Origin of the sequence: Veillonella criceti (genome assembly GCF_900460315.1) — a bacterium.
GTDB lineage: Bacteria > Bacillota > Negativicutes > Veillonellales > Veillonellaceae > Veillonella_A > Veillonella_A criceti.
In genome coordinates, this window is record NZ_UHIO01000001.1 from 756,512 (window position 1) to 768,078 (window position 11,567).

Consider the following 11,567-nt stretch of genomic DNA (forward strand, 5'->3'; position numbering starts at 1 on the left):
ATTACTTATTTCTCATAACACCACGATAAGCAAGACCTAAAGCCATATCCCAAAGCAAAGAATTTGAAGTATCTTTAATCTGTTCTTTACCACAAGTATTATGATCCGTGTTTTCCTCAAAAGGAATCGGTGTTAATCGACCATATCGGCCATATATACTCTCCCACTGTAAATTGTTAGCTATACATGAAACATCGTCATATATATAAACTCCTGCAATACCTAATAGACCATAACTAAATAATTCAGTTTCTATGTCTTCTAAAGTAGCCATAATAACTGATAAATCGTTAGGTACTTTATGATTAGTCAAGCAAAGTCCATTATACCAACCAGTAAATTCAACGCTTTCTTGATAGACAATACCAATAACAGCGCCATTTTTTTCCACAAAACGGTATGTTAATGGAGCTGGTGCACAGTCTATAATCTTTAAATTACCGCCACCTTTTAAAACCCCCGTTGCTAACTCAGTGATATGCTCTTTTTTAAGAGCCACCACATATAATAATTCTTGATTTTCTGTATCTATCGCGTCTGACGGCATATCAGCCAATACAAAATCATAATAATACGAATCTTCAGGCCAAGTAACAAATTCTGGCACGGTCCAACGCAACATTTCAGCCACTTCAATACGCGATAAGCGCGGCAAAATCATTATTTTATCCTGTTTCTCCCCCAATGCTGTAATCCCCATAGTTTTTCCTTCTAACGAATACGTTTGAATTAAATGTTTGCAATCTTCAAACAAAGAATTTTGTCGCTCAACTATAATACTATCAGTAACGCTAACGCCTGCTTTCGTTTTTTCCATTTGTATAGCTACTATTTGTGTCGGTCCTATAGCAATACCCATAAATTCTGATTTCATAACTCTATATATACCCCTTCTATATCTACTGAATCCGAGAAACTCGTTCTACAGTTATCTTTTTTCTACCTACGCTCGACTTACTTCCATTCGTATCTTGCCAAAAGTCACTTAACCTTGCCTCATCTGACTCTTTGAATACCACATAATAACGCACTTGTTGCCCGGTGATCCTATTACGATATGTCACCCTAAAATCCCCTTTTTCATTAAATGCAGTCGGTCGTGTCAAAATATATGTCACTATTCCCTGCTCTGTCTGTTCATAAGTGACTTCACGTCCTGTCGGCATAAAATCCCCTTTTTCACTATACGTTCGCAATAAACAACCAATAATGCCTTCTGCATAATAGTTCATAGTCGTTAAGGCCACTTCATCATGCGTCATCCCTACTATCGTATGCATCGTTTCACCAATAGCACTCCAAAATAACAATAAAATAGTTCCTAAAATTAACGCTATATATGTAAAAAAACCTCGTTCATACATATGTAAATCATTGCGTAGCCATTTCATACCGTTAACCCTTTTCACTTGTATTCATTTTTATATATTCTTTCCATCCTTTGAATACCCAAAGTATAAAGTATTTGGATAAATTGTCACATCAGTCAATTGCTCATAAGTGCTACCATTAATTGTATTAGCTCGTCCATCTACATAAGTGCGCCACTGCATATGAATCGGCCCTGTTGCCCCCAACTGTGAAAACGGTGTTGTGCCTCGAATAGGAGCTACAATAAGATCACCCCATCGTGGACTCAATGAAGTAGCTGAAATTGCTTGCGCCTGACCATCACTTAAAATTCGACTAGCTTCACCACCGGTAATACCATATTGCCGAAACCCATCTTGTAAAAGATAGGTCCCTGTTTGCCCTACAGTCATTTTCTTGGGGCTTTGTTTTGTATAATTAGCAATTGTTAAACGAGTCGTCGTAGCCTCTAAATACACTTCATTACTAATTTGCCATTGTTGCCACCACTTTACTGACGTCCCTATAAGACTCAATAACGCAAGCAACACAATACAAATAATGGTAGAACTTATGAGTAACTCAGCTAACAAAAACCCATTGGCCTGCTTATTATTTAGAAATATCGACCTGATTCGGTATTCCTTCCCACACATACGTCTTGAAGCGAAGTATTTCTTGTTGTTCATAATAACCAATGACCTCTAATTCCTTTACTGCCATATCATGAGCTATTGTAGCATGGATTGTTTGTACCAACTTATAAGGTTCTTTTACCATGGGCACTTCACCTAACTGTCCTGTATGTTGATATTTATATTTGCCTTCCTCCATAGCTGTAATCGCAACTTGAATCAATTCTTGCTGTATTCTAGCTTTACGCCATTGCAACACCAATGAACCGATTAAAGCAGTAATAGTCAAGATGAATAAAACTGTAATTAACGTCCCGCCCAAAGCTTCTACATACAGATATCCTTGGCTATGATAACATTTACCTTTACCTAAGATATACTGTTTTATTACCATCGGCTAAAAACTCCCTTCTACCCAGCGAATCCGTGGTGTTTGTTGTGAAAAAATAAATTTGCGATATATGCGTAATGGATAATCATAAATTTCATAACTAAATACACCATTTTGTCCATCATAACTACCTAAATACACCTCTTGCTGTGCTCTAGAATTATTAACAAGCTTCATAGTACTGGGTAATCGTATATATTGCGTCCCCCATAATTCACCATATAAATTATTACTATACCCGTCGGGCGTAACATACATTGTGTTAATAGGACTTACAATAGGGCCTGTACTACCATTAAAAGAAATAAACTGAGTCCGCTTCAGCGTATAGTAAAATTGTCGACTCACTTCATCAAATCGTCTAGTTTCACTCAAATTTGCTGATATAGCCATATGAGCCATACTAACTAACAATCCAAATAATGTTATATAAATTAAAGCCTCAGCTAATAAAAAACCTTTTTGATTTATTTGTACCTCATGCAATTCTTTTAGCCACCATCTATCCCTTTTATTCAAATTGATATTAAGCCACCTCCTTGTTCCCACAAATACATAATCCAAGCAGCGATGCATAAGAAAGGACCAAAGGGTAGTATATGTAAAGTTCGTTTAGTCACCAGCCAATATAGAAGAAGCCAGCAGGTACCACCAACAAAAGCTAGCACAATAGTATACCAAAGTGCTTCTAGCGATAACCAACAGGCAAAAACACTACACCATTTTATATCACCAAGACCCAGTCCACCATTTGTCACTTTCTGTAGAAAAGAACCTCCCAACCAGACCAAGCTGACACCCATCAGTACAAATTGCCATGAAATATTTAATAACCATATTCGACTTAACCCACTTATAAGCAATAAAATAGCACCCTCATCAGGAAGAATCAGATACTGCTTATCGATGGTAGCGCCTATAAAAAGAGTACTCCCGAAGATAATGGTTAAAAATAACATACTTAGCGATTTCATAAGATAAGCACCACTTAATCCCACTAATAAGCCCATACCTACACAAAGCATATAAAACTTATCAAAACGCCGTTCTCGTTCTATAACAAGTTCATCTAAGAGATAAAAGCTACCAAGACCTGCTAACAAACCACCGATACTACCAAGACTATACTGTAACCACATATACTAACCACAACGTTCCTTCTAGCCAATTAATTACATAACAAACTTACATCAACTTCACACTTCACTTACGAAACAGCTTAATTAGTTTCACTAGGACTATCTGAAGCGGTTACTACAATATGACTGCCTGCACCGCCCCCATTACTTTCAGAGGTTACTGTGTATTCACCACCTTTAGGTGTTTTTACAGATTCAGATAAATAGCCTGCTTTATATAAATCATCTACTGATGGAACTTGATCGGTTGCTTTATCCACCATATAAAGCTGCGCTGCATTGGCAATCGTTTGCGTATCTGCCTTGATTTTAGCATCTCGCGCTTTATCACCAGCGGATAAAAATTGTGGCATTGCAACGGCTGCTAAAATAGCAATAATGGCTACCACAACCATTAATTCCACCAATGTAAAACCGCCTTGCTTTTTATGCTTTGCCTGCATGGCTTTACGATATGTCATCAACCATTGTTTCACACGTTCTGTAATAGAATTCATAGATATCATTCCCATAACTAACAATCCTTTCTTAACTCAATATTTATTTACACATTCTGAATCGCCGTTACTGCATTAAACATTGGTAACATAACAGCGATTACTAAAACAGCTACCCCTATCCCCATAAGAGATACCATAATAGGCTCTAACAATTGTTGTAGCTTACGCATATAACGATTCGTCAATTGTTCATAATATACAGCTCCATGATTTAACATAGCTACCATATCCCCAGTTTCTTCACCAATCGTGACTAATTCCCATAAAAACTCGCTTCCTAACTTTACTTCTTGTAAAGCCTCACCAAAGGTACGACCACGTGCCAATTCTTCACTCACTTTACTTTGCAACTGTTCCGCATACGGGTTACTCCAAAGAGACCCTGTTAAAGCCAACATGTCTGTAATTGTTAAACCACTATCGAGTAAAATAGCCCACACTTTAGTAATTCGTGCTAAGTAAAAACAATCAAACCATTCATGACCACGTCCCACTTGCCAAAGCTTTCGCAACATAGTAAAACGAAAATTAGGTTGGTGCCATAGCCACCAGAAACCGCCCCCCACACTGACTAGTAAACCAACACAAAGACCTATATGAAGTGTGATAAAATCGCCAAAACGAAATAACAGTTTAGTTAACCAAGGTAATGGTACTTGCATAGATATAAAGACTTTTTTAAAAGCTGGTAAAATAAAGCCTACCGCTACGGCCATAAATAAAAGCATCAAAATGAGCAAAAACAAAGGATAGGCCGCTGCTCCACTAAGTTGTCGTTGCCAAGCCATTTGTTTCTCGTAATAACCTTTAATTTGTATAAAACTATTGCCTAAAGTACCTGCTGCCTCACCAGCTTGTAATAAAGCACAACCAATAGCAGGAAACCCCAATTGTTCTAATACGGTTGACAATACATGCCCACGTTGCACCGCTTCATTAATTGCTATATATGGAATTCGTTTTGTTGGTTTATTGCTTAGAAATTGCATTACTCGGCGTATTGAAATACCAGCTTCTAGCAATAATGCCATACGATAAGAAAATTCTACAATATCCTTATAAGCCCATTTTTTTCCACCTTGTTTTACCGCTTTAGCAATACGCAATGACAATACTTGAAGTCCTTTATGCTGTAATTTTTGAACCACTTCTTCACTAGCTTCTGCCCACATGGTATCTTCTTGTATCACCCCCTTTGCATCGAAGGCGCGATAACTATAACATTTCATAACTTTGCTCTAATACCTCCTTCAATTCCGCCCGTGGCCCCCATTCTTTTTCAAGCATTGCCACAGCCATCTCCATTGTCTGCATAGGTGGCTGTGTTTCCTGTATAGAAACAATTTGAGGTTCTTTCCGTTGCCTAATTAAATTGGCTACGGCAGGCGTATTTAATAAAATATCTCGTACTACAATAAATTTCGTCTCTATACGAACTAATCGCTGACATAAAACAGCTCTCAAAACCTGAGATAATTGGGCCCTCACTTCTTCTTGTTGTTCGGCTGGAAACACAGATATCATACGATTAATCGCCATAACAGCACGTTGTGTATGAAGCGTAGCAAACACCAAATGACCCGTTTCAGCCGCATGTAAGGCGGCTTCTAACGTTTCACGATCACGCAATTCCCCAATCATAATCACATCTGGATCTTCGCGAAGTGCATCACGCACCCCCGCTGCCATGGAATCCATATCTTGACCTAACTGCCGTTGATGAATTAAACTCCCCTTATTTTGAAACGTAAATTCAATGGGATCCTCAAGTGTAATAATATGCTTATGCGCTTCTTTATTAATACATTCTAAACAAGAGGCGAGTGTAAAACTTTTTCCAGAGCCTGTAGGCCCACTAACTAATACCAATCCTTCTTGTAATTTCACAATATGATGTAATAATTTACCAGCTTCACCCGTTGGCATTGCCAATGATTGATTATATAAAATGCGCAATGTACCACACATACTCTGTTGCGCTTTATACAAATGCACCCGAACACGTACATTTTGAAACGTAAAAGCACTATCTTTAGATTTTGGTTGATATACTCCTCTTGTATCCGCCACTTTATTTAAAGTCAATCCATTTCTATGTAAGCTATGCGTTTGCTCTATCATTTGCTCTATTGTTAGCTGTTTATCTGATATATCGTTGTCTGTTAACTGGATGATCTTGTTATCACTGCGACTTGAAATTTCCTCAGCCTTTAACTCTCCCCACTCACAAGCTAACTGAATTTCATCAAATACATTCTCTGTCATAGTCATATCAGAACCTATTTGCAAATCATGACCTAGTCTAAAATAAGGTTGTTTGCCTGCTTCTAAATGAACATCCGTTGCCCCTTGCACTATAGCCTGTTGTAACAATTCACTTAACTTCATTAACTTGTCCCTTCATTCAAAATAATATTTAATAACTATCTAGGTAGTGTCTAGACAAATACCACTTTGAAGAATCGCCTGCTTAGTCGTTAAACCTTGTTGTACGGCCATAGCAGCCGATGTTTGTAAAGTAGGATTTACATAACTTGCTAACTCTACACTATCCCAATGACTCACCTTAGCCGGTATAGCCCATAATTCATATAAAGCCAATCGACCATGAGCCCCTGTCGAGGTTACTCGTCTAACCAAACGTTGCGCTAGGGCACCAAGTAACGTCGCTTTTAGTAAATAGTCTTCAATCCCCATATCTAACAAGCGTTCCCGCACCCCAAGGGCTGTATTCGTATGAATAGTAGCCAATACGCGATGCCCCGTTAAGGCTGCCTGTACCGCTAATTCTGCTGTTTCCCTATCTCGAATCTCTCCAACCATGATAGTATCTGGATCTTGTCTTAACACAGCCCGCAAAGCACGCGGAAAAGTCAAGCCAGCCTTTGGATTAATTTGCACTTGAATGGCCCCAGGAATATCTGCTTCCACTGGGTTTTCTAGAGAAATAACATTTTCAGCCTTTGTATTCAATAATCTAAGTAACGCATATAAAGTGCTTGTTTTGCCCGAACCTGTTGGACCAGAGATCAAAAACAGACCATAAGGCCGTCGTAAAATCGCTTCAACCGATTGACGTACCTCTTCCGTCATACCTAATTCAGTTAAACTTTTGTAGCAATTCTCATTTCCTACAATACGACATACAATAGTTTCCCCATAAATGGCAGGTAATGAAGACACCCTAAGCAGCACTTCCTTAACTTTTGATGACTCAGAATGAGTAATCATATCTCCAAAATTTTCCAAAGTCTCATTCAACTGTTTACTAAAGTGATTATCAGAAGGCGCGTTTTCTGATACATCTTGCCAACACCAGCGGCCATCTTGAGGTAATCGTTTTTCACTAATATCAAGGCCACTTAAAATTTTAATACGATTCATAATCTGCTCGGCTTCACGACCAACCATAGTCCGATAAAGTTCCAATACCCCATCAATACGAAAACGAATTAAAATACCGCCTTTCACCGCATCAAAATGAATATCACTAGCTTTAGATTCCATAGCCTCACGAATGATCTCATCCAATTCAAACTCTACCTGAAACATTAAAAACAATCCCCTCTCCCTACTATCTTTTAAAGTAATTCACACTCTCATTTGATTGTCTAACTCTTATAAAATTACAAATTGGTCTACTAAAACCACTGCTAACGAAGATTTCTCGAAAAAAATAGTAACTCCTGCTAAATAACACCAATGATGTAAACTCACACCGTCAGTATGAGTAAAGCCCATCATTTAAATTTAAAATCAAATTAATTTTAAGAAAATAAATAGTGCCAAAAGCAAATCGCCTTTGGCACTATAACAATATCTATTCAGTTTTTACATCAGCCCTACGCTTGATGCACTACTTTCCCTTTTTTAATTACCGTTTCCACAATATTTACGCCCGTATGGTACGGTAAGAATTTATACGATGGATATTGAAGAATCACAATATCCGCTTGTTTACCTTCTTCAATAGAACCAATTTGATCAGCTCGACCTACAGCGGCAGCGCCATTGAGAGTCAATGCTGTAATCGCTTCTTCGGCCGTCATGCCCATATAAATAACCCCAAGGGCAATCATAAGTGGTACAGAATTAGTAAAACCACTACCTGGATTAAAGTCAGTGGCTAATGCTACAGCACAACCAGCATCAATCATCTTACGAGCTGGTGCAAATGGCTCTTTCAAGCAAAAAGCTGTTGTTGGCAACAAGGTGGCTACTGTATTGCTATTGGCTAACGCCTTAATCCCCTCATCAGAAGCATGTAACAAATGGTCGGCCGAATGACAACCAAGTTCAGCACCTAATTCAGCACCACCTAAGGTTACAATTTCATCAGCATGAATTTTTAAATCAAAGCCCATATCTTTAGCTTGTTGCAAGAATTTACGGCTTTCTTCAATAGAGAATACACCTTTTTCACAGAAAATATCACAGAATTGTGCTAACTCTTGCTGTTTTACTTCTGGCATAACTTCATCAACCAAAAATTGTAAAAACTCTTGATTCCGACCTTTATATTCTGGCGGAATGGAATGGGCCCCTAAGAAAGTGCGTACAATTTCCACAGGCTGACGTTTTTCTAGTTCTTTCATCACTTCTAACTGGCGAATTTCTGTATCATGGTCCATACCATAACCGCTTTTACCTTCTACGGTTGTAATCCCGAAAGCCAGCATCTTATGTAAAATATCTAGGCTATGATCTATTAACTCCTCAGCTGAAGCATTACGCGTAGCTTTCATCGTATTATTAATGCCACCACCACGCTCCATGATTTCCATGTACGTCATACCTTCCATACGCCATAAAAATTCATCAGCTCGATAGCCACCAAATACAAAATGAGTATGAGAATCTACAAAACCTGGTAACACCGTTTTACCTGTAGCATCTATTTGTTGCTCTACTGGCACCTCAGTTTCCCAGCTCGAATCATTACCAATGGCTTTAATTCGTCCATCTTCAATCAATATCGATGTATTTTCATAAATCCGAACCTCTTTCATAGCCGCGCCTTTAAGAGCTGTCTGCCCGAGTGGCGTTACTACTTGTGCTGCATTTTTTATTAATAATTGTTCTGCCATATATGTCTCCTATTATTTTCTACAAAGGGAACAGTAACCACTGCTAGGTTAATCAGACCCAACAGTGGTTGCCATTATGTGAAACTACTTAGTATATAATTTTGCTACCGCGTCTAAATCCTACCGAGCTGTATTTATATATGACTAACGGTATCTACCGAGTATTAATGACTAAGTAGAACGTTAGCTTTATAGAGCTAACATTTTTAGTGTATCACTTAATTGTTACTTTTGCGAGTTGTTATGACAGTTGCGAGCCAATCATAACAAATTAATCAGTAAACAATGTAAGCTTAGTCTTTAATCACTTTAGCGGTAGGATATACTTTAGCTACTGCTGCTTTTACTTTAGCATCATCAGCTACATATGGGATTGTAATATGCCCTACGCCAGCACGTGTTTTATTAAATTCTACTGCCGTTTCCATAGCATGTTCATTGCGTGCCCAAGAACGACGAGCTACACCACCAATTACGTCCCAAGACATGGCGGAGCGAATAATTTCATCTACACGATAACTCCCATCAAGTACAAGACCAAAACCGCCATTGATGGCTTTACCAATACCAGTACCACCACCATTATGAAGCGCGATTAAACTCATACCACGAGCGGCATTACCAGCATAGGTTTGAATAGCCATATCAGCCATTACATTCGATCCATCTTTAATATTCGATGTTTCACGGAATGGGGAATCTGTGCCTGACACATCATGATGGTCACGGCCAAGCATAACAGGACCAATTTCACCTAACCGAACTAATTCGTTGAAACGAAGGGCAATCCGCACACGACCCACTTCATCTTGGTATAAAATACGAGCCTGTGTACCAACAACCATTTTATTTTCTTCTGCATCACGAATCCAATTATAATTGTCCCGATCTTGGTAGCGACGATCTACTTCAATACACTCCATAGCTGCTTGGTCTGTTTTATGTAAATCCTCTGGTTTACCACTCAAGCATACCCAACGGAATGGGCCATAACCATAGTCAAAAAGATGTGGCCCCATAATATCTTCTACATAGCTTGGCCAAATAAAGCCATCTTTATCATCAATACCATTTTTAGAAATTTCTTTAACACCAGCATCATAAACAGCTTTCATAAAGGAGTTACCATAATCAAAGAAATAAATGCCTTTACCCGTTAATCGTTTTAATGCTGCAAAATGCGCTTTTAAGGTATCATTTACTAAGCTACGGAATTTAGCTGGATCTTCAGCCAACAAACGAGTCCGTTCTTCAAAGGAAATCCCTTGTGGACAATAACCACCATCATATACGTTATGACACGATGTCTGATCAGAAATTAAATCAACATGTACATCATTATTGGCAATATATTCTAACAAATCAACAATATTGCCATGGTACGCATAAGCTTTACCTTCTTTAGCGACCATAGACTCTTGTGCCATTTTTATAATTTCAGGTAAGGAATCAGATACACCTGAAATCCAACCCTGATCTAACCGAGTTTTAATACGTGAGTAATCAACTTCTGCAATAATCGCTACACAGTTCGCAATTTCAGCCGCTTTACCTTGAGCCCCACTCATGCCACCAAGACCAGAGGTTACAAATAATTTACCACTTAGATCACCATCAACGGGAATGCCAAGTTTCATGCGCCCTGCATTTAAAATTGTATTGAAGGTACCATGCACAATCCCTTGTGGACCAATATACATCCAACCACCGGCTGTCATTTGACCATAGTTAGCAACGCCCATTTCTTCGGCGATTTCCCAATCTTTAAGATTATCAAATAAGCCAACCATCATGCCATTGGTAATAATTACACGAGGTGCTTCTGGTTTAGAACGGAATAAACCTACAGGATGACCAGATGCTACAACTAAAGTCTGATCTTGTGTAACTTCTTCTAAATAGCGTTTAATCAATAAATACTGCATCCAGTCATGGCAAACACTACCCGTTTCACCGTAAGTAACTAGTTCATAAGGATATAAAGCAACTTCAAAATCTAAGTTATTATCAATCATAACTTGAAATGCTTTACCTTCTACACAATTACCTTTATATTCATCAATTGGTTTGCCATATAAACGACCTTCTGGACGGAAACGGTAGCCGTAAATACGCCCACGTGTAGTCAATTCTTCTAAGAACTCAGGAATTAATTCATCATGATATTCTTCAGGAATATAACGAAGCGCATTCTTTAATGCCACTTCCGTCTGTTCTGGGGTCAAGCGGAAACCACGATCAGGTGCTCGTCTGATTCCTTCTTGGAAGGTTTTCTTTGGCGGTAAGCCTTTGGAAAAATCTAATTTAATGGTCATAGCGTCTTGTACAATTTTGTTATTCATAGGTCCACCCCTTTTTGAAATGACTACAATATGCACGCATACATTGTATCGACTATACTGATTAAGCTTATTGTATACATAACTCATCTGAAAAACGTCTAACACTATTCGATTTATCTTGAA

12 protein-coding genes are annotated in these 11,567 nt (G+C 38.4%); all 12 read right to left on the bottom strand.

The window, feature by feature from the left end:
- Window position 1: 1 nt before the first annotated feature.
- Window positions 2-874, bottom strand: a complete 873-nt coding sequence (locus tag DYE54_RS03425; RefSeq protein WP_115309924.1) for a hypothetical protein — start codon at window positions 872-874, stop codon at window positions 2-4.
- A 25-nt stretch (window positions 875-899) separates the two neighbouring features.
- Window positions 900-1,391 carry a hypothetical protein gene (locus DYE54_RS03430; RefSeq protein ID WP_115309925.1) on the bottom strand — a complete coding sequence of 164 codons (492 nt, stop codon included), beginning with the start codon at window positions 1,389-1,391 and terminating at the stop codon, window positions 900-902.
- 30 nt (window positions 1,392-1,421) lie between these two features.
- The gene (locus DYE54_RS03435; RefSeq protein ID WP_115309926.1) at window positions 1,422-1,943 is read right to left on the bottom strand and encodes a hypothetical protein; all 522 of its coding nucleotides are present in this window, start codon (window positions 1,941-1,943) and stop codon (window positions 1,422-1,424) included.
- Window positions 1,944-1,962: 19 nt separating this feature from the next.
- Window positions 1,963-2,379, bottom strand: a complete 417-nt coding sequence (locus tag DYE54_RS03440) for a hypothetical protein (RefSeq protein WP_115309927.1) — start codon at window positions 2,377-2,379, stop codon at window positions 1,963-1,965.
- 3 nt (window positions 2,380-2,382) lie between these two features.
- The gene (locus DYE54_RS03445; RefSeq protein ID WP_115309928.1) at window positions 2,383-2,895 is read right to left on the bottom strand and encodes a hypothetical protein; all 513 of its coding nucleotides are present in this window, start codon (window positions 2,893-2,895) and stop codon (window positions 2,383-2,385) included.
- Window positions 2,892-3,515, bottom strand: coding sequence for a prepilin peptidase (locus DYE54_RS03450; RefSeq protein WP_115309929.1), 624 nt, complete (start codon window positions 3,513-3,515; stop codon window positions 2,892-2,894). The genes DYE54_RS03445 and DYE54_RS03450 overlap by 4 nt, the downstream gene beginning before the upstream one ends.
- Window positions 3,516-3,595: 80 nt before the next feature.
- Entirely contained in the window at window positions 3,596-4,027 is a 432-nt protein-coding gene (locus tag DYE54_RS03455; protein ID WP_115309930.1) for a competence type IV pilus major pilin ComGC, read from the bottom strand.
- A 32-nt stretch (window positions 4,028-4,059) separates the two neighbouring features.
- Window positions 4,060-5,244 carry a type II secretion system F family protein gene (locus DYE54_RS03460; protein ID WP_115309931.1) on the bottom strand — a complete coding sequence of 395 codons (1,185 nt, stop codon included), beginning with the start codon at window positions 5,242-5,244 and terminating at the stop codon, window positions 4,060-4,062.
- Window positions 5,231-6,403 (bottom strand): type IV pilus twitching motility protein PilT, encoded by a 1,173-nt coding sequence (locus tag DYE54_RS03465; RefSeq protein ID WP_115309932.1) that lies wholly within the window; start codon window positions 6,401-6,403, stop codon window positions 5,231-5,233. The genes DYE54_RS03460 and DYE54_RS03465 overlap by 14 nt, the downstream gene beginning before the upstream one ends.
- A gap of 39 nt (window positions 6,404-6,442) precedes the next feature.
- Window positions 6,443-7,567 carry a GspE/PulE family protein gene (locus tag DYE54_RS03470; protein ID WP_115309933.1) on the bottom strand — a complete coding sequence of 375 codons (1,125 nt, stop codon included), beginning with the start codon at window positions 7,565-7,567 and terminating at the stop codon, window positions 6,443-6,445.
- Window positions 7,568-7,857: 290 nt separating this feature from the next.
- Window positions 7,858-9,102, bottom strand: coding sequence for an imidazolonepropionase (gene hutI, locus DYE54_RS03475; protein WP_115309934.1), 1,245 nt, complete (start codon window positions 9,100-9,102; stop codon window positions 7,858-7,860).
- 293 nt (window positions 9,103-9,395) lie between these two features.
- Complete coding sequence (locus DYE54_RS03480) at window positions 9,396-11,444, bottom strand: urocanate hydratase (RefSeq protein WP_115309935.1); 2,049 nt, start codon at window positions 11,442-11,444, stop codon at window positions 9,396-9,398.
- Window positions 11,445-11,567: the final 123 nt, after the last annotated feature.